Raw genomic sequence first — 19,894 nt, 5'->3', positions numbered from 1 at the left:
ATTGGAATTTGGAATTTTTCTTTATTGGGATTTAATATTTAATTGTGCTATTTTTACAATACTAAAACCAAACTTATGCAAAGTCCGTCTTTCTCTATTTATGATGCTTCTGCAGGATCAGGAAAGACTTATACTCTGGTAAAAGAATACCTGAAAATTATTCTTTCTTCTCCAAAAAACGATGCGTATCGAAATATTTTAGCCATAACTTTTACCAATAAAGCGGTTCATGAAATGAAAAGCCGTATTGTGGGAAGTTTGTCTGAATTTGCAAAAGATGATCCTTCTTCAAAAGCTTCAGATCTAATGGAGGATCTTTCGCGCGATACAGGGCTTTCAATTATCAAAATTAAAACCAAATCGCGACAGATTATTAAGCACTTAATTCATAATTATGCTCGCTTTTGATATTTCTACCATTGATAAATTTACCCATAAAGTTATTCGTGCTTTTGCACATGATTTAAATCTTCCAATGACTTTTGAGGTTACACTGGATACCGAGAATCTATTGGTTGAAGCTGTTGATGCTATTATTGCTCAAGCGGGAGAAGATGAAACATTGACAAAATTACTCATCGATTTTACAATGGAAAAAACCGATGATGATAAAAGCTGGGATGTTTCTCGTGAGATTCTGGATACGGGAAGATTGGTTTTGAATGAAAATAATCGAAATGAGATTTTGCATTTTCAAGACAAAAGCATTGAAGAGTTTGTTGAGATTAAACAAAAAATGCAGGCGCTTTGCAAAGAATTAGAATCTAAGAATGAAGCATTGGCTTCTAACGCAATTGAATTAATTGATAAAAACGGAATTGATTCAAAATCATTTTCCAGAGGAACATTTCCAAATCATTTAGAAAGTATTCGAGATGGAAAGTTTAATCCAAAGAATAAAACCTTTCATGAATTTGAGGATATTGCAATAAACAAAACGGCAAAAGACCGAGCGTTAATAGAAAATATTATTCCCGAACTGCTTCAAATTTTAAAGGAGGTTTATCAAAACTTTGAAAAAAGGGATTTTTATAAAGCCTTCTTAAAAAATATCACACGCTTTCATTGCTGAATACAGTAAGTAATGAGCTGGCAAAAATTCAATCGGAACAAAATATATTATCGATTTCAGAATTCAATGCTATTATTCACCGCGAAATTCAGAATCAGCCGGCGCCATTTATTTATGAGCGTTTAGGAGAGCGTTACCGTCATTTTTTTATTGATGAATTTCAGGATACTTCAGAAATGCAATGGCAGAACTTAATTCCTTTAATTGATAATTCGCTTTCGGGTTTAGATGATTTTGGAAATAAAGGAACGCTGATGATTGTGGGAGATCCAAAGCAGTCGATCTATCGCTGGCGCGGCGGAAAAGCAGAGCAGTTTATAGAATTAAGTAAAGATGTAAATCCGTTTAATAATCCAGATAAAGCAATCAAGCATTTAAATACAAATTATCGCAGTTTTAGCGAAGTTATTGATTTTAACAATGCTTTTTTTAAATTGATTTCCGCGGAATTTTCAAATGAAGATTATAAAGATTTGTATGAAAATCATAGTTTTCAAAATACAAATTCAAAAAAAGGCGGTTATGTAAATATTTCTTTTCTTCCAATTGTAGATAAAAATGAATTTCTTGATGAAGACGAGGTTGTAGAAAAATCGGATTTGTATGTTTTGGCGACTTTAAATACAATTCAGGAAGTGGTTAGGCAGGGTTTTGAATATAAAGATATTGTAGTTCTGACCCGAAAAAGAGATCAGGGAATTGCAATTGCGAATTATTTAACCGAACAGGGGATTCCGCTTTTGTCTTCGGAAACCTTGATGATTCAAAATGCGACAGAAGTTCGTTTGGTTATTCATTTACTTCGATACTTAAATAACAGTGCAAATTTAGAAGCGAAAGCTAATTTTTTGCATTTCTTGGCTTCAAATACAGATTTGAATATGCCTGTTCATGATTTTATTGCAAAAGGAATGAGTTGCAGGTTGGAAAAAGAATTCGAAGAGTGGCTTTTGACTTTTGATGTTTCTTTTTCATTTGAAGATGTTCGGAAAAAATCTTTATATGAAGCAGTTGAAATTATTATTTCGAAGTTTATTCTGCCTTCGGAAGGAAATGCTTATGTGCAGTTTTTTTTAGATATTGTTTTAGAACGAGATATTAGAAATCAATCTGGAGTCGCAGATTTTTTAGTTTTCTGGGATAAGAATGCTCATAAATTTAGTATTCCTTCTCCAGAAGGGAACAACGCAGTTCGAATTATGACCATTCATAAATCGAAAGGATTGGAATTTCCCGTTGTAATTATGCCTTTTGCTGACGAAGATTATAATCGAAAACCAAAAGATAAATTATGGCTCGACACTGAAGAAACCGATTTAGGAGTTCCAAAAGCACTGGTTGATAATAGCAATGTAGTTGAAAGTTTTGGTGAAAGTGCTTCGGCGGTTTTCAATTTAAAAAAACAAGAAGAATTATTAGATAATATAAATGTTTTGTATGTTGCTCTGACTCGCGCAGAAGAACAATTATATGTAATTTCTCAATCACTGAAAGCAAAAAACGATGGAGAATATCCAAATAATATGGCTTCCTTTTTTATTAAGTTTTTGATCAATGAAGGTGTTTACGATGAGGAGAAATTGAATTATGAATTCGGTGATAAAATGAGGCTTTCAAAAAATACAAAAACAGTCGATTTGGTAAAATCAATTCCAATTGTAAAAGAAGTCTTAGATCTTAAAAATATTAAAATTGCACAGCGCGAAGCCTTGATGTGGGGAACGCACCAGCAGGAAGCAATTTCTTACGGGAATATTGTTCATGAGATTTTGGCTTTTGTAAAAGACAAGTCAGATATTGATTTAGCGGTAACAAAAGCTCTCGAAAATGGATTGATAACCTACGACCAAGTTGATATGGTATTGCAGACCTTGCGTGAAATCGTAAATCATCCTGAATTGGCTCTTTGTTTTGATGGAAATCATACGGTTTTGAACGAGCAGACAATTGTGCAGAAAGAAGGAAGAATTTTAAAACCGGATAGAGTTGTGTTTTTAGAAAGCAAAGAAGCTTTTTTATTAGATTATAAAACAGGGGCTGTGAATAGTAAATATCAGCGACAAATTCAAGAATATCAAGATGCAATTGAAGATTTGGGATACAAAGTGTTAAAAAAGGCATTGGTGTATATCGGGTCGGAAATTGAAGTGGTAAATTTGTGAAAAAATTAATCAGATGTTAAAGAAATAACGAAGCTTTATTTTGGTTAAGTTGTTAATTTTTAACGTTTTAAATATGTAAAAAATGTACGGTAAAATTAAAGAACATCTGCAAAGTGAGTTGCAGACAATAGAAGAAAATGGAATTTTCAAAAAAGAACGAATTATTACATCACCTCAAGGTGCTGAGATTAAAATTTCAACTGGTGAAACAGTTTTAAATTTTTGTGCTAATAATTATTTAGGGCTTTCATCACATCCAGAAGTAGTTCAGGCGGCGAAAGATGCTATGGATACTCATGGTTTCGGAATGTCTTCTGTTCGTTTTATCTGTGGTACACAGGATATTCATAAAACATTAGAGCAAAAAATAGCTGATTTTTACGGTACAGAGGATACTATTTTATATGCGGTGGCTTTTGATGCAAACGGAGGTGTTTTTGAGCCATTACTTGGTGAAAATGATGCAATTATTTCGGATAGTTTAAATCATGCTTCTATTATTGACGGCGTTCGTCTTTGTAAAGCGGCACGTTATCGCTATGAGAATAACAATATGCAAGATTTAGAACAACAGTTGATTAAAGCTAATGAGGCTGGGACTCGTTTTAAATTAATTGTAACAGATGGTGTTTTTTCGATGGATGGATTGGTAGCGTAGCTTGATAAAATTTGTGATCTAGCAGATAAATATGATGCAATGGTAATGGTGGATGAATGCCATGCTTGCAGGATTTATTGGTGCTACAGGAAAAGGAACTCTTGAGGCAAAAGGAGTGATGGGAAGAGTTGATATTATCACAGGAACTCTTGGTAAAGCTTTAGGCGGTGCAATGGGAGGATATACTACAGCAAAGAAAGAGATAATTGAGTTGCTTCGTCAAAGATCAAGACCATATTTGTTTTCAAATTCTTTAGCGCCTGCAATTGTTGGGGCTTCAATTAAAGTTTTTGAATTATTAGAAAAAGATACCACATTACGCGATAAATTAGAGTGGAATACCAACTATTTTAAAGATGGAATGAAAAAGGCTGGTTTTGACATTATAGATGGAGATTCTGCAATTGTTCCTGTTATGTTATATGACGCAAAATTGTCACAAACTATGGCAGATGAGCTTTTGAAACAAGGAATTTATGTTATTGGTTTCTTTTTTCCAGTTGTGCCGAAGGAAAAGGCCAGAATACGCGTACAGCTGTCTGCGGCGCATGAAAAAGAACACTTGGATAAGGCGATTAATGCCTTCACAGTTGTCGGTAAAATGTTAAAAGTTATATAATTACCACTTTGGTCAAATTTTTGTAGGTTTTTTTTAACATTTCATTTTGTATTTAAAAAATTTGGTGTTACTTTTGCTTGTAATTAACTAAATTGTAATTAAAAAAATTAAGTATGAAACATCTTAACAAACTTTTAGTTGCTGTGTTGATGGCGATGGGTTTAAGTTCTCACGCACAAGACAGTAACAATCCATGGGCGATCTCTTTCGGGGTTAATGCTGTGGATACAAGAACTAGTTCTGGAGCTGGTAGTGGTTTCTTTGACCAACACTTTTCTCAAGCATTTGACGCAAAAGACAACTGGAATATTCTTCCATCTCTATCTTACATTGGTGTAAATAGATATGTAGGTAGCGGTTTTTCTGTTGGTTTACAAGGATCTGTAAACAAAATTGATAAAGCTGTTTATTTTAGACCAACTGTCGCTGGACATGATGGTAGAGGTAATGTGGTAACTAATCCTGGTGATTTAATGTATTATGGAATTGATGCTACTATTAAATATAGTTTCCAGGAATTAATCAAATCTAAAGTAATCGATCCTTCGTTATCTGTTGGTGGAGGTTATACTTTCTTAGGAGACGATAGTTTTGGTACAGTTAACCCAGGTGCAGGTATTACTTTTTGGTTTACTGACGCTATTGGTTTAGAACTTGCAACTAGATACAAATGGGCTGTTGCAGCTGGTTCTGGAGATAATCCAGGAAGAAATGACTACAATGGAGAAATTGATACTCCATCTCATTTCCAACACACTTTAGGTCTTGTTTTCAAATTCGGAGGTAAAGATACTGACGGAGACGGAATCTATGACAAAGACGATGCTTGTCCAGATGTTGCTGGTTTAAAACAATTCAACGGATGTCCTGATACTGACGGTGACGGAATCGTTGATGCTTCTGACGCTTGTCCAGATGTATTCGGTTTAGCGACTTTAAACGGTTGTCCTGATACTGACGGAGACGGAATTGCTGATAAAGATGATGCTTGTCCAGATGTTGCTGGTTTAGTCGCTTTAAAAGGTTGTCCTGATACTGATGGAGACGGAATCGCTGATAAAGACGATAAATGTCCTACAGTTGCTGGTCCTAAAGAAAACGGTGGTTGCCCATTCTTAGATGCTGATAAAGATGGTGTTGCTGATAAAGATGATGACTGTCCAACAGTTTATGGTCCTGCAAGTAACAGAGGATGTCCAGAAGTAACTTCTGAAGCATTAGAAGATCTTAAAGTTCAAGCTAGAGCAATCTACTTCAACTCAGGAAAAGCTACTTTCAAATCAGGAGACAAAGAAACTCCAGCAAGATTAGACGCTATTAAAGAAATCCTTAAAAACTATCCAAACGCGAAATTCAGCATTGAAGGTCACACAGATAGCGATGGTTCTGATAAATTGAACCAAAAACTTTCTGAAGATAGAGTCATGCTGTTATGAACGCTTTGATCGAAAGAGGAGTAAATGTTGATAACTTAGTATCTAAAGGTTTTGGTGAGTCTCAACCAGTTGCAAGCAACAAAACTGCTGCAGGTAAAGCTCAAAACAGAAGAACAGAAATTAGACACATTGGTTCTAAATACCAAGGTAAAATCTAATTTACTTTCTAAATAAAAAGGAAAAGCCATTCTTAATTGAATGGCTTTTTTTATTTTTATACTATGATAAATACTTCTTTTCTTCAAAAAATTGCTGGTGTCGTAATTCAAGATTATGCGGAGAAACTGTCTCAAATAACTATAATTCTGCCTAACAAAAGAGCTAAAGTTTTTTTGATTGATGCTCTTAAAAAGGAAACTGATAAAACTATTATTGCTCCTGAAATTACTAGTATTGAAGATTTTGTGCAAGACGTCGCGTCCATACGTTCTATAGATTCAATTGAACTTTTATTTGAATTCTATGAAGTTTATTTATCGATTACCGAAAAAAAGAATCAGCAGTCATTTGAGTTATTTGCTAACTGGGCAAAAACACTCTTGCAGGATTTTAATGAAATTGATCGTTATCTTTTAGATCCTTCGCATGTTTTATCCTATCTGAAAGATATTGAGGATATAAAAAAATGGGGACTGGAAGTAGATCAAAAAACAAAACTTCTAGAAAATTATATTGATTTCTGGAAATTACTTCCCTTGTATTATGATTCCCTCTATAATCATTTGTTGTTTAAATCTATAGGTTATCAGGGGTTGGTGTATAGAGAAGCTGTAAATAATTTGAATCATTTCTCAAATACAATTGGCAATCGTATTTTTATTTTTGCAGGGTTTAATGCTCTTAACGGCCGCAGAGGAAAAAATAGTACAGCATTTATTAGCTTTAGATCAGGCTAAAATTTATTGGGATGCTGACCAAACATTCCTGAATGATCCTTATCATGATGCCGGACTTTTTTTAAGACGTTTTAAAGAGAGTTGGAAACATTACAAATCAAATGTTTTTGAATGGATTGTGGATGATTTTTCACAGTCAAAAAATATTCAGATTATTGGAACTCCTAAAACAATTGGGCAGGCAAAATTAACGGGAAGTATAATTGAAAATTTAATTGATCAAGACCCTGGCACATCTTTAGATAAAGTAGCCGTCGTACTTGGTGAAGAGAATTTATTAGTTCCGGTTCTATATTCGCTTCCTTCGTCTGTTGGATTTTTGAATATCACGATGGGATATTCGGGAAAAAATAATCCATCTCAAATTTTGGTTGCTAAGTTATTTAAAATGCATACTAATGCACTTTCTCGTAAAGGAGGTAGTTATGTTTTTTATTATAAAGATGTGCTGGATGTTTTAACGCATCCTTTAGTTGAGCCTTATGCAAATGCTCAGTCGTTAGTAAAAATTATTAAAGAGAATAATTATACTTTTATTACGCATTATAAAATTTTGGAACTTCATTCCAATCCCTCTTCTTTTTTTGATCTCTTATTTGAAAAATGGGAAAGTGGTTCTGTTGCTGTTTTAAAGAATATTTCGGCTTTGCTTATTGCTATTAAAGAACATTTTAGCAACGATAATGAACAAGAGAAAATTGCAAAGGCATTTGTTTATGGGGTTTTTAAAGTAATTAATAAACTTATAAATTACTATTCAAAACACAGCCATATCGATAATATTGACACACTTCATGCCATTTATAAACAGATTATAGATCTTGCCGAAGTATCTTTTGAAGGTGAGCCGTTAAGAGGCTTGCAGATTATGGGGGTTTTGGAAAGCCGTGTTTTAGATTTTGAAACCGTTATTATAACGTCAATGAATGAAGGCAAATTCCCTGCTGGAAAATCTCAGAATTCTTTTATCCCGTATGATGTAAAACGCGAATTAGGTCTTCCTACTTTTAAGGAAAAAGATGCGATTTATACGTATCACTTTTATCATTTACTGCAAAGGGCAAAGAATATTTATCTAATTTATAATACTGAAAACGACGGATTAGATGCGGGTGAAAGAAGCCGTTTCATCACCCAATTAGAAGTAGAAAAACAAAGAAGGCATAATGTTACTTTTGATATTTATAATCCACTGCTTCCAAATACCGCTTACGAACCTATTTCTGTTACGAAATCGGAAGCAGTTATGGAGCGTTTGAAAGAAATAGCCGCAACAGGTTTTTCTCCGTCGGCATTAACGAGTTACATTCGGAATCCGATTGATTTTTATTTTCAAAAAATACTGCGAATCCGTGAAGTGGAAGAAGTGGAAGAAAATATCGCTTTAAATACTTTAGGAACTATTATCCACGAAACTTTGAAAGCTTTATACGAGCCTTTTATTGGGAAATTTATTGCTGAAAATGATCTCTTAAATTGTTTTAAATTATTGGATGATGAAGTTTTAAAGCAATTTAAATTAGTTTACAAAGAGGGAGAAATCAAGAAGGGAAGAAATCTTTTGGCTTTTGAAGTCGCGAAACGAAATGTTGCCAATTTCTTAAGAATGGAACTAGAATCCATAAAAAATGATGAGGCGATTCAGATCATTGCTTTGGAACAGACTTTTGAACGTGAATTTGTTCATCCGAAACTGCCTTTTCCGGTTTTGATTAAAGGAAATGTCGATCGTATTGAGCGACGTGACGGGAAAATTAGAATTATCGACTATAAGACGGGAAAAGTAGAAAAAGCGAGTGTAGTGCTGAAAACATGGAATGGTTTAACGCAGGAGCTTAAAAACGATAAAATTATCCAAGTATTGGCGTATGCATATATGTTTGAGAAAGAAGCTGGAAGTCTGCCAATTGAAGTGGGGATTATTTCATTTAAAAATTTAAAATCCGGTTTCCTGCCTTTTGGGTTTAAAGAAGAGAAAGAGTTAAATACAACCGTAACACCCGAAATATTAAATTCTTATCTAGATGAAATTGCTAATTTGTTAGCCGAAATTTTTGATCTTTGCTATCCCTTTCGAGGAAAAAATATAAATTGCTTTATCAGAAAATTTCAGAACATATTCGAATTCTATAAGACAACTTTAATTATAAATTTAGTTGTTTCTGTTCTTGCGTTGTTTTTGGGAAGCGTTAATTATTTTTTTATTTGTGTTCGCTACAATTGGTTTTTTGTCAAGTCTTGGCTTTAAAGAATTATACCGTAAAAACGAATATTGGTTTTATGCTAATAACGGAATTTCAAAAAACAAACTTATTTTTTATAGCTTTTTAATGAATGCTTTTGTTGTTATTCTGGCGCGAATTGTATTAATCTTTATTCAAAAAATATATTGAAAAAACATATTCTCGAGATTAGCGGTATTCAAAAGAAGTTTAAAGATAGGCTTATACTTTCAGATATTTACTTGAAAATTGAAACAGGTAATATAGTGGGTTTGCTAGGACATAACGGTTCTGGTAAATCAACTTTACTAAAAATTGCATGCGGTAATTTAGCGGCTTTAGACAAAAGCATATTTATTGATGGAATTTCAAAAAATAATTCTTCAGATTGGGTAAATGAAATTAGTTATCTGTGTCAAGATCAATTTGTTCCAAATCATTTGTCCGTATCAAGGACAATCATATTATCAATCGATAAACAAAAAACAACTCTTTTTTGTGAAGATGGTTTTCTCAAACCTCTTTTAAAAGAAAAAATTAAGAATCTATCGTTTGGAGAATTGCGTTATCTTCAAGTAAAATTGATTCTTTTTAATACTTCTAAATTTGTTCTTCTGGACGAACCTTTTAGTGGATTGTCTCCAAAAATGACTGAAATTATATCGAAGTTAATTAAAGAAAATTCCGAAGAAAAAGGAATTATTATAACAGATCATCAATATGAAAATGTTATGAAAATTTCAACAGGTTTGTTATTGTTGAAAGAAGGCAAGTTGCATAAAATCAATGGAAAAGACGAACTTATACAAAAAGGTTATCTGACAAGTTCGTCTCTTCAATAGGTTTTTTTAACTGAATATTTTTTTGAAGAAACCTTTCTTGGCCTTATCTCCAGAATTTGTAGTATTGATGTTTCCGTTTTCAATACGAAATCTTCTAAATTTCTCCAGTTTTACATTTAGGTCAAAGCGTAATTCGTCAACAGTTTTCATTTGAATAAATTTTTTACAAATCTATATAAAAACTTTTGGGTAATGCAACAATCTAGAAATGTTAATTTTAGATTTGAATTTTATGAAGCGAAATGTTATGATTTTAGAATTATATGTTTTTTTCTGTTAATTTTTTTTAAATATTTCATCCAAAAAAAGACGATTAATTAAGCGATAAACAAAAGTGATTCAGGACGTTATCTGTCTCTTTTTTTTAACAAGTGTTTATCGTGCAATTGTTAATATTGAAATATCTTTGACCCTTCCAAAACATGACAAATAAAGAATATGATTGATTTACAAACACTAGTAGAAGAGACTGGAGCAGAGTCTGGATTGAGTTTTAATATTGATGGAATCTTAAACGAGTCGGTTAATTTAGAATACGACGGAAATGTTGCGACAATGATCGGAATGATCTTGAAAATGTGCCTCGAAATGTCTGAAGACGTTAACAACGGAGATCTTAAACAAGTAATGATTAAGAATAATGACGGAATTGTAGTGGCAAGCAAAGATCAAGATGATAATTGTATTGCGCCGCTTTCTAAAGATTTAAGCAAAATGGGACTATTACTTCGTAAAATGGATTCTATTTTTAATAATTAATTTAAAACCAACATTTAATAAACATGTCAGATTTTTTACAAAATTTTCAAAACGATTTAAAAGAGAATGTTAACGGATTTATCGCTGTTTCAGTAACTGAGGTTGAGACAGGAATGTCTTACTGCTCACTAACTGTAAATCCTGATTTTGATCCAGAATTAGCATCTGCTTACAATTTAGAAGTAGTTAAAGCTAAACTAAACGCAATTAAAGCTTTAGGATTAGACCAAAAAATCAATGATATCTTAATTACATTAACAGATCAGATCCATATTATTGATGTTTCTGAAGACGGAAGATATTTTATCTATTTGGCTGTAGATTCTACAAAAGCAAATCTTGGTTTAACAAGAGCTACTTTGTCTAAATACAAAAAAGATATTACTTCAAAGTTATAATAACATTTGCCCCCCAAAAATGAGAAAAAGGCTATTTCAACCTCGGTTAGAAACGGCCTTTTTTGGTTTTTATGATTTAATTTTTAAGCGAAGAAATCTAATAATATAAGTTTCAAAGCTTCTTTGTTTTCGATGTGGCTCATATGTCCGTCTTCAAAAGAAACTAATTCGGCTGTAGTGTCTTTAATTTGCGCAAGATTTTCTTCGTAATTTAAAACAGGATCTTTTTTGCCTAAAATCAATAAAAGCGGAAATCTATTTTCTTTTAAAAGCCATTCTCTGTCTTTTCGTATTTTCATTCCTTCAAGCGAAGCCACAATTCCCTGCAAAGGCGTTTTTAAAGCCTGCTCTTTTACTTTTTCGATTTCGGCGACTAAACGTGTTCTATTGTTTTCGCTGAATAAATTAGCAATTGCAAGACTTACAAAGCTTATGTAATTTTGTTTTACTGCTTTTATAGCGCGGGTTCTATTTAGTTTTTTTTCTTCGTTATCCTCTTTAGAGGTTGAATTCTGTAAAACTAACTTTTGAATTTTCTGCGGATATAATTCGGCGAAAGCCAAACCAACATAACCACCCATGGAATGCCCGACAATTATAGCTTTTTCTATTTTTAAATGTTCCAAAACTTCATTAACAGCATTGGCATTTTCTTCCATTTCGTGAACATAACCTAAAGAATCAGATTCGCCGTGGCCCAATAAATCGATTGTTACAACGCGATATTGTTCTGAAAGAAGAGCAACATATTCTGTCCACATTGTTTTGTTTTCCAAAAAGCCGTGAAGCGACACAACTGCATTTCCTTTTCCTGAATCTGTAAAAGAGATCTTGGTGTTTTTATAGAGAATATTTTCCAAAATAATGTTTTTAAAGTGTGACTGCAAAGATAACAAAAGGCAAAAGCATATAAAAAGTATACGTTCATTCGAGTTAAAGAAAAAGTTTATTCAGTTCAAATTTAAAAGAACAAACATTGCTTATAACCTTCAAAAATAAACGGCTCTCATTTCTGAAAGCCGTTTTGATTCTATAATCTTTTCTATTCTTTATTCATTCATCAAAGTTTCGATCTCGTCAACTTCAACTGGAATGTTTCTCATTAAGTTAAAAGGCTCTCCTTTTTCCTGAACCACAACATTATCTTCCAAACGAATTCCGAATTTTTCACCTGGAATATAAATTCCTGGCTCAACGGTAAACACCATATTTGGTTTCATTGGCTCGTGAAGCAACCCGTAATCGTGCGTGTCCAATCCCATGTGGTGAGACGTTCCGTGCATGAAATATTTTTTATAAGCAGGCCATTCTGGATTTTCGTTCTGAACATCGGCTTTGTCTAATAAACCTAAACCAAGCAATTCAGAAGTCATAATTTTACCCACTTCAATATGATATTGTTTCCAAAGTGTTCCTGGAGTCAGCATTTTTGTAGCTTCGTTTTTTACATTCAAAACTGCTTTGTAAACCGCTTTTTGACGATCAGAGAATTTTCCAGAAACGGGAATCGTTCTTGTCATATCGCTTGAATAATTAGCATATTCTGTCGCAACGTCTAACAAAATCAAATCGCCGGCTTTACATTGCTGATTGTTTTCGATGTAATGTAAAACATTCGCGTTGTTTCCAGAAGCAATAATTGGCGTGTAAGCAAAACCTTTAGAACGGTTACGAATGAATTCGTGAGCCAATTCAGCTTCGATTTCATATTCCGTAACATTTGGTTTTACAAACGAAAGCAATCTGCGGAAACCTTTCTCCGTGATATCACAAGCATGCTGAATCAAATCGATTTCTTCGCTTTCTTTTACAGAACGAATGCGCTGTAAAATAGGGTTACTTTTCGCCACATTATGCGCTGGGTAACGCTCTTTCCACCATTTTACAAAACGAGCTTCGCGAGTTTCCGTTTCAACGCTTGCGCGGTAATGTTCGTTGGTGTTAATGTACATCGTATCGGCGTATGTCATCATTTCGTTCAAAACTTTATGAAAATCCTGTAACCAATAAACCGTTCTAATTCCAGAAACCTGAAAAGCACGTTCTTTAGTTAGTTTTTCACCTTCCCAAACCGCAATATGATCGTTAGTTTCTCTCAAGAAAAGAATTTCTCTTTGGTTTTCGTAAGGCGCATCTGGAAACAAAAGCAAAACGCTTTCTTCCTGATCTACACCACTCAGGTAAAAAATATCTCTGTGTTGTGCAAACGGTAAAGTACTGTCGGCACTAATTGGGTAAATGTCATTAGAGTTGAAAACGGCAACACTGTTAGGTTTCATTTCTGCCGTGAATTTTCTGCGATTTTTTACAAAAAGAGCGCTGTTTATTTGATGATATTTCATAATTATTTCGTTTTTGAACTTCGAATTTCAAAATTACTAATTTTTGAAGAAGTGACGTATAACAGATTTATTAAAGTTTTCTTATTTGTTTTGAGTTTTGCCACGAAGGCACTAAGGCACAAAGTTTTTTTTTAACGCAAAGTACGCAATCCCGATAGCTATCGGGATTCGCAAAGAACGTAATGAATTGAAAAAGAGAAGAAAGAACACAAAGTTTGCATCCTGCTTTGTCCTCCTGAGCGAAGTCGAAGGATAAGCGCAAAGTTTTTCCACAATCTTGTCATCTCGACGAAGGAGAGATCACACTCGAAACTCTAGAAAGATTGGCAACTTTGTCTCACGCAGATTTAGCAGATTTGGCAGATTTTTCTTTTTCAAATTTTCGGTTAAACACAATCTTGTCATCTCGACGAAGGAGAGATCTTCGCAACTAACTCGACAAAGATTGAGAAAATCTCAGCGACTTAAAATCTTATCACTTCTCCAAAATAGTTGTTTTCTATTTTTCGGCTTCAATCAATTTTTAATAAAGTTTTTTTGTTTTCTTCAAAAATAAAAATACAATTTTTCTGACTATCGAATTGGTTTTGAATTGAGAATTGTGTAATCTTGATGAAGCAATGTTTTAAAGAAATTATATGACCAACAAAGAAAAAATAATCCAAAATTATATAGAAGGGTATAATCAATTTGATATCAATAAAATGATTGTCGATTTTAATGAATCGATCATTTTTGAGAATGTTCAAAATGGCGAAATTAACATGACTTTGAATGGAATAGATGAGTTTAAAGCTCAAGCCGAAAAAGCCAAAGAATATTTTTCAAAAAGAAAACAAACCATCCAGTCATTCAATCACGATTCAAATGCTGTAACAATTGAGATCGATTATTATGCAGTTTTAGCAATAGATTTTCCAAACGGACTAAAAGCTGGTCAACAACTCAATTTAAAAGGAAAATCTGTTTTTGAATTTTCAGATAATAAAATTGTAAAGCTGACGGATATTAGTTAGAGTCATAATAAGTTTACGATTATAAATAAAGATATATTTCAATTGCCCCCAGTTTTAACTGGGGGTAAATATTTACAAAGTTAATCGGCTTTAGCCAAAATGAGTTTTTAGGCTAAAGCCATTATTTTGAAGTTTTTTAACCTCCAGCTAAAGCTGGAGGCAATTAATTCATTTTGTGATTTTTTTTTCAAAGTTTTAAACGTGAAAAAAGATTCGATAGATTTATTTTCAAACCAATGACAATAGAAAAAGCCAAAATAACCGACAACGAAATCCTTACAACAATAACCAAAAAGTCAAAAGCATATTGGGGATATTCGGCAGAGCAAATGCTAAAATGGGATAAAAATTTAACCATTTCTCAAGATTATATTGCAGAACATAACGTGTTCAAATTAATTGATAATGATTTAATTGTAGGTTACTATTCGTATATTTTTGAAAATGAAAAGATTGTAGAATTGGACAATTTATTTATCTTGCCCGAATATATTGGTCGCGGATTGGGGAAATATTTACTTGTAGATTTCTTAAACCGAATGGAAGAAGAAAAAATAGAAAAAGTAAGACTCAATTCAGAACCAAATGCAGAGAACTTTTACTCTAAAATGGGATTTGTGAAAATTGGAGAGTTCGAAACTTCCATAAAAAACCGTTTCATGCCCATTATGGAAATGAAACTATAAAATCTAACTAGAACAAGTGAAACAGCTCAATATATCTATAAAATTTAATCTAATAGTTGGTTTGCTAATTGGTGTATGGATTTTCATTTTCGCTTTTATCATAAAACCTTTTGACGACGGAACTTTAAATTTTCGTTCCTGGCTTTTAATTAGTCTTGGCTTTAGTTTGCTGGCATTCTTTTGTTATGTGATTTTGAGTTTTGTACAAAAAATAATGTACAATAGAATCTCAAAATGGAATCTCGGTTTAGAAACAGCCAGTGTTATTTTCTTTTTTGCAATCTATTTGTTTGGGATTTATGCGTTTTATAAAAGTCCAATTTTAGGCGGAGGTTATAGCTTTACAGAGTTCTTCTCAATAATTTTTGTTAAAGTTGCTTTGATTTTAGCTCCCGTCATTATTTTAGCAAGACGATATTTAATCAAATTGATTCCAATAAAAGATGATGTTCTCACATTTATAGGAGAAAACAAATTAGATATTTTAAAAATCAAAAAAGCTGATTTGGTTTGTATTTCCAATGCTCAAAATTATGTAGAGATTTTTTATTTGGAAAACGAAAAACTGCATTCCAAATTGCTTCGTTCTTCGCTCAAAAAAGTTCAAGACGATTTTGCTTTTCTACTGCAAATTCATCGTTCTCATTTAATAAATCCAATGCATTTTAAATCTTGGCGGAATTCAAGTACCATTATTTTAACTCAAATAGAACTTCCCGTTTCTAAGAATTATAAAGAAGATGTATTGACTTTGTAATTTCGTACCTAAAACAATAGGTTTCGTACCAAAGTCAATGATACTGGTATTTGCAGGAGTTTTTCGTTTTAGTTTTGTTTCAATCAATTTTAAAATTATTATGAAAACAAAACACTTTTGCCTCATCGGGCTTTTATTTTTCACTGCGAGTTATGTATTATTTTCTAAAGTTTTACCCGAATTTCAACAGCCGATCGACTTTGCACATTGGTTCAATTTAATAGGAGCTTGTTTCTTCTTGTCGTTTAATGATGTCTTTCCTAAAAACAAATTGAATACCGCGACTTCAATACTAACAATTTTAGGTGTTATAGCCCACATCGGACTTTGTACGATCGATTTTATCATGACAAGTTATAGTAATAATGATTTTGCCAGAGAACAATTAAGTCAACAAATTAGCAATACGCCATCGATTTTATATCCGTTTGTTATTGTTGGTCCGTCTTTGCTTTTTCTAGGATTGTCAATTCATGCTTTAAATTTTATTAAAACTAATACAACAAGTGTTATAATGGTGATTCTTGGTGCTCTGTCAACAGGTTTCTCCTTTTTTATAATGAAAGATGGACTTTATATGTTGTTGAGCTGTATTCTTTTTTGTTTTGGATTGGGTTTTCTGCTTTTTAGAAATCAACAAACTTTAAAATAACTTTTCTAGAAAATGAAGTTGTTGATTTAATTTGTATTTTCGTTTGAAAGAAATAGTATACAATCAAAGCAAATTGAATAAGCACTTAAAATACCTAATCGCACTGTTTCTGGCTTTTGTCGTGATTGCGGGTGATGGTACTTTAGTTTCTCAATCCAAATCAGCATCTTATTACCAATCTTCGGTTGTAGTTTTAAGGAGAGAATTGAATCTTAAAAGTACTCGTTTCTATAAATTTGGTCAGGTTTATTCTTGCAGTAAAACAAGGTTTTCAATTGTTTTGAATTTTCTTAAATTCGAAAATGTTTTTACTTTTCAAATTAAGGAACTACTTAAACAGCAAGATCTACTGCATCAAAAACTTACTTCATTTATAAATCAATCTGTTTTTATAAATGAAATAATCATTTCAAATCACTTCAGTAAAAGTTTATACAACGCTTAAGGAAATATATTTCTAGGCACAGATGATGTAATAATGTCTAATCATTTATCATTTTCAAAATGTATAAACAAAATAATAAAACACGTTTAGAGCAATCTAAGCGACCGCTTCATTGGATAAAAAGAAAACTAATAGTAATTATAACCGCCTTCATGCTCGGGATGTCAAACGGAATGAATGTGCATGATGAAGTGCTTAAAGGAAATCAGAACTACACGGAACAGCATAAAAAAAGATTAATTTCGTTGCTGTTTAACCGCCAAGTTCGCTAAGGTTTTTTCTGTGCATTTTCTTAAAAAAGTTCGCAAAGCTTTGGATTGATTGCTTTACGCTGTGAACTTTGTCAAAGTTTAAAACTTTGACAAAGGTTTTTAACACAATCTTGTCATTCTAAAGGAGGAACGAAGAATCATACTCGAAACTCGACAAATATTGGCGATTCTCTTTGCGGAATTCCTAGTGTGATTCTTCGTTCAGAATGACAAATAAAAAAACCGAAGCAAAATACTTCGGTTTTCTATTGGAATTTGGAATTTCTTTATTGGAATTTAAAAATTTAATCAACCCATTTATAATATCTAGCCCCAATTAAAACAGGAATTTCTTTTTCAATTCGGTCTAGAACCCATTCGTTTTTTGGAGTTCTCACACTTTGTTTTTGTTCTTTTTTATGAAGACTTTCATAAGTATTGAAATCAATTTCTACGCTTTCAGCTAAATTTTCAAAAAGTTTGACATTTGCCAAAGCCGATTTCCATTCGGGTTGAATTGTTCCTTCAAAAACTTTCGATTTCGATCCGCTTCCGTAAGCTAAAAAACCGAATTTAGTTTCTGAAATTTCTCTGTTTGTGTCATAAAAATGAGCCAAAGTAGATAACAATCCCATGAAAATAGATCCAGTATAAAGGTTTCCAATTAAAGAAGAGGCTAATTCAGCAGGTTGTAATTTCTCAGTTACAAAACTTCTGTAATCATCAGATTTTGCCACTTCCTTAATTTTAGTCTGATAATCTGCAGGAGCAATATTGTCAGCAATAATGTTCTCGGCGCTGTCTAATGCATAGATTTCAGATAACATTCTGCGTCCTTGAAAAGAATAAGGCAAATGCATCACGATACTGTGCCAAGTATTGTAAAGAGTTTCGGTTGTGTTTTTTAATTTTTTGAATGAAAAATAAGCATTACGCGTACGATCCATATAACATTGATTTGAATATTGACCATCAAAAACCGGCTGGTCTTTATGGATTTCAATTTCGGCTTCTAAATTATCAAACCAAGAATCGTTGTTATTGTTTTTTGTGATGTCACCTTTAGAAATAGTTCTGTACGGTTTAAAGAAATCAAAAACACCTTTTGTGCTTGTTGCCCAATCATTATCAAAAGCGATAATTTTTGGATCTGCTGTAATCAACATTGCCACTGCACCGGCACCTTGCGTATATTCTCCACCAGAATTTAAATCGTATTTTGCAAAATCTGTTGTAACGACAATTGCTTTTTTAGTTGGATTTAATTTTACAAAATCAAGACAGTTTTGCAAAGCGTCAACACCGCCAATACAGGCAAAAGTGAAATCAACAACATCACATTCGGCTAAAGAATCTTCACCAAACTTTTGCTCCATTAAGTTAATTAAATAGGAAGCAATTGGTTTCGAGCTGTCGATCTTGCTTTCAGTACCAACATAGATTCGGTTTATTTCGTTAAGGTTGATTTTGTTATCAGTGATAAGTTTCGTTAAAGCGTTTGCTCCAAAAACCACAGCGTCTTGGTGAACGTCTGGAAAAGTCATTTTTAGTAATCCGAGACCTTTTTCTAATTTTTCGGGTTCAATATTTCTGGTCTCGCCAAAGTTTTTATGGGTAAATGTATGTTTGCTACATCAAAAGAAATAGCATCAATTCCTGTTTTCATTCTTATTTTTTTGAGTCGCTAAAGGTAAAACTATGTTGTGGAATGACAATTTTTTACTTAGACAAAATTTATAGGCAGAGACACTTTTGAAGAAAATAAATCAAAACTTTGAATAAAATAACAATATGATAAATTTTTGGTAATCCCGTACGTATTGAAATTGAAGCAAAACGGCTCTAAAGCAATTTTTTATACTAAATTATTTATTATTAAAAGCAAGCTTGTACGTAAAAATACTTATACGTAGTCTATTTTAAAATCATTATAAATAACAGCGAAATGGTTGTAGTTCTTTTGTAATTGCGTTATTTTTGTCTAATTTTTTAAAACAAACTACTTAAACACTTATGGCACAATCTGCACTATTGAATGCTTCCATCTTAAAGAAAGTAGCTATGGCTCTTTCGGGAATATTCTTAATCACGTTTTTAGCGTCGCATGTTTCCTTAAATTTCATTTCTATTATTAGTGAAGACGTTTTTAATGAAGCTTCTCACTTTATGGGATACAATCCGCTAATACAATATGTAATGCGACCAGTTTTGGCATTCGGGGTAATTTTCCATTTCATAATGGGATTTGTACTTACGGCTCAAAACAGCGCGGCAAGACCAATTGCATATGCAAAATACAATGGAGCGGCAAATGCTTCTTGGAGTTCTAGAAATATGATTATTTCTGGATTGGTTATTTTAGCATTCTTAGGATTGCATTTTTATGATTTTTGGTTTCCTGAAGTTAACTATAAATATATAGCAGGAGAGGTACCAAATGCTACAAGGTATTATGGAGAGTTAGTTCACAAATTTCACGATCCAATTCGTACAGCATTGTACTGTGTGTCTTTTGTCCTTTTAGGATTCCACTTATGGCACGGGTTTGCATCTTCTCTTCAATCTGTAGGGATGCACAATAAATATTCAAGATTTTTAGCAAAAGTAGGTTACGGGTTCGCAGTTGTTGTTCCTCGTTGCTTTCGTAATTATCGCATTATTTCATCATTTCAATAATTAAT

Annotated in this window: 14 protein-coding genes and 5 pseudogenes; 15 read left to right on the top strand and 4 right to left on the bottom strand. The window is 32.7% G+C overall.

Annotation, left to right across the window (positions count from 1 at the left end; translation table 11 throughout):
• The first annotated feature begins 75 nt into the window (after positions 1 to 75).
• From ACZZ95_RS03590 to ACZZ95_RS03565, 6 genes and pseudogenes are all read left to right on the top strand, one after another.
• A pseudogene (locus tag ACZZ95_RS03590) lies at positions 76 to 3,234 on the top strand (UvrD-helicase domain-containing protein).
• Between the two features lie 82 nt (positions 3,235 to 3,316).
• A pseudogene (kbl, locus tag ACZZ95_RS03585) lies at positions 3,317 to 4,511 on the top strand (glycine C-acetyltransferase).
• 113 nt (positions 4,512 to 4,624) lie between these two features.
• Positions 4,625 to 6,105 (top strand): annotated as a pseudogene (locus ACZZ95_RS03580) (OmpA family protein).
• Positions 6,106 to 6,168: 63 nt separating this feature from the next.
• Entirely contained in the window at positions 6,169 to 6,843 is a 675-nt protein-coding gene (locus ACZZ95_RS03575; RefSeq protein ID WP_463468045.1) for a hypothetical protein, read from the top strand.
• Entirely contained in the window at positions 6,782 to 9,091 is a 2,310-nt protein-coding gene (locus ACZZ95_RS03570; RefSeq protein WP_463468044.1) for a PD-(D/E)XK nuclease family protein, read from the top strand. Before ACZZ95_RS03575 ends, ACZZ95_RS03570 begins: the two co-directional genes overlap by 62 nt.
• A gap of 141 nt (positions 9,092 to 9,232) precedes the next feature.
• Positions 9,233 to 9,907 (top strand): ATP-binding cassette domain-containing protein, encoded by a 675-nt coding sequence (locus ACZZ95_RS03565; RefSeq protein WP_463468043.1) that lies wholly within the window; start codon positions 9,233 to 9,235, stop codon positions 9,905 to 9,907.
• A gap of 6 nt (positions 9,908 to 9,913) precedes the next feature.
• Here ACZZ95_RS03565 and ACZZ95_RS03560 read toward each other — a convergent pair whose 3' ends face one another.
• Positions 9,914 to 10,057 (bottom strand): hypothetical protein, encoded by a 144-nt coding sequence (locus ACZZ95_RS03560; protein ID WP_463468042.1) that lies wholly within the window; start codon positions 10,055 to 10,057, stop codon positions 9,914 to 9,916.
• Positions 10,058 to 10,345: 288 nt separating this feature from the next.
• Between ACZZ95_RS03560 and ACZZ95_RS03555 the strand changes: the two genes are divergently transcribed.
• The gene (locus tag ACZZ95_RS03555; protein WP_463468041.1) at positions 10,346 to 10,666 is read left to right on the top strand and encodes a hypothetical protein; all 321 of its coding nucleotides are present in this window, start codon (positions 10,346 to 10,348) and stop codon (positions 10,664 to 10,666) included.
• Positions 10,667 to 10,689: 23 nt separating this feature from the next.
• Positions 10,690 to 11,064 (top strand): hypothetical protein, encoded by a 375-nt coding sequence (locus tag ACZZ95_RS03550; RefSeq protein ID WP_095953913.1) that lies wholly within the window; start codon positions 10,690 to 10,692, stop codon positions 11,062 to 11,064.
• Positions 11,065 to 11,147: 83 nt separating this feature from the next.
• Here ACZZ95_RS03550 and ACZZ95_RS03545 read toward each other — a convergent pair whose 3' ends face one another.
• Positions 11,148 to 11,924 carry an alpha/beta fold hydrolase gene (locus tag ACZZ95_RS03545; protein ID WP_463468040.1) on the bottom strand — a complete coding sequence of 259 codons (777 nt, stop codon included), beginning with the start codon at positions 11,922 to 11,924 and terminating at the stop codon, positions 11,148 to 11,150.
• A 189-nt stretch (positions 11,925 to 12,113) separates the two neighbouring features.
• Positions 12,114 to 13,406: an aminopeptidase P family protein gene (locus tag ACZZ95_RS03540; protein WP_463468039.1), complete on the bottom strand. Its 1,293-nt coding sequence runs from the start codon at positions 13,404 to 13,406 to the stop codon at positions 12,114 to 12,116.
• A gap of 638 nt (positions 13,407 to 14,044) precedes the next feature.
• Between ACZZ95_RS03540 and ACZZ95_RS03535 the strand changes: the two genes are divergently transcribed.
• The 6 genes from ACZZ95_RS03535 to ACZZ95_RS03510 all read left to right on the top strand — a co-directional run bounded on the left by ACZZ95_RS03535 (position 14,045) and on the right by ACZZ95_RS03510 (position 17,234).
• Positions 14,045 to 14,422 carry a nuclear transport factor 2 family protein gene (locus tag ACZZ95_RS03535; protein ID WP_463468038.1) on the top strand — a complete coding sequence of 126 codons (378 nt, stop codon included), beginning with the start codon at positions 14,045 to 14,047 and terminating at the stop codon, positions 14,420 to 14,422.
• A gap of 236 nt (positions 14,423 to 14,658) precedes the next feature.
• Positions 14,659 to 15,108, top strand: coding sequence for a GNAT family N-acetyltransferase (locus tag ACZZ95_RS03530; RefSeq protein WP_463468037.1), 450 nt, complete (start codon positions 14,659 to 14,661; stop codon positions 15,106 to 15,108).
• A gap of 16 nt (positions 15,109 to 15,124) precedes the next feature.
• Positions 15,125 to 15,865 carry a LytTR family transcriptional regulator DNA-binding domain-containing protein gene (locus ACZZ95_RS03525; RefSeq protein ID WP_463468036.1) on the top strand — a complete coding sequence of 247 codons (741 nt, stop codon included), beginning with the start codon at positions 15,125 to 15,127 and terminating at the stop codon, positions 15,863 to 15,865.
• 100 nt (positions 15,866 to 15,965) lie between these two features.
• A complete protein-coding gene (locus ACZZ95_RS03520; RefSeq protein WP_463468035.1) occupies positions 15,966 to 16,517 on the top strand; it encodes a hypothetical protein in 552 nt (183 codons plus the stop codon).
• 43 nt (positions 16,518 to 16,560) lie between these two features.
• Entirely contained in the window at positions 16,561 to 16,962 is a 402-nt protein-coding gene (locus ACZZ95_RS03515) for a hypothetical protein (RefSeq protein WP_463468034.1), read from the top strand.
• 59 nt (positions 16,963 to 17,021) lie between these two features.
• On the top strand, positions 17,022 to 17,234 hold the full coding sequence (locus ACZZ95_RS03510; RefSeq protein ID WP_463468033.1) for a hypothetical protein: 213 nt from the start codon (positions 17,022 to 17,024) through the stop codon (positions 17,232 to 17,234).
• Between the two features lie 284 nt (positions 17,235 to 17,518).
• On the opposite strand, the pseudogene ACZZ95_RS03505 reads toward ACZZ95_RS03510, so the two are convergent.
• Positions 17,519 to 18,879 (bottom strand): annotated as a pseudogene (locus tag ACZZ95_RS03505) (hydroxymethylglutaryl-CoA synthase family protein).
• Between the two features lie 347 nt (positions 18,880 to 19,226).
• Between ACZZ95_RS03505 and ACZZ95_RS03500 the strand changes: the two are divergent.
• Positions 19,227 to 19,893: pseudogene (locus tag ACZZ95_RS03500) on the top strand (succinate dehydrogenase cytochrome b subunit).
• Position 19,894: the final 1 nt, after the last annotated feature.

This window comes from Flavobacterium sp. AC267 (assembly GCF_979258715.1).
The sequence above is the reverse complement of the archived record's forward strand: the minus strand, read 5'-3'. Positions and strand labels throughout refer to the sequence as shown.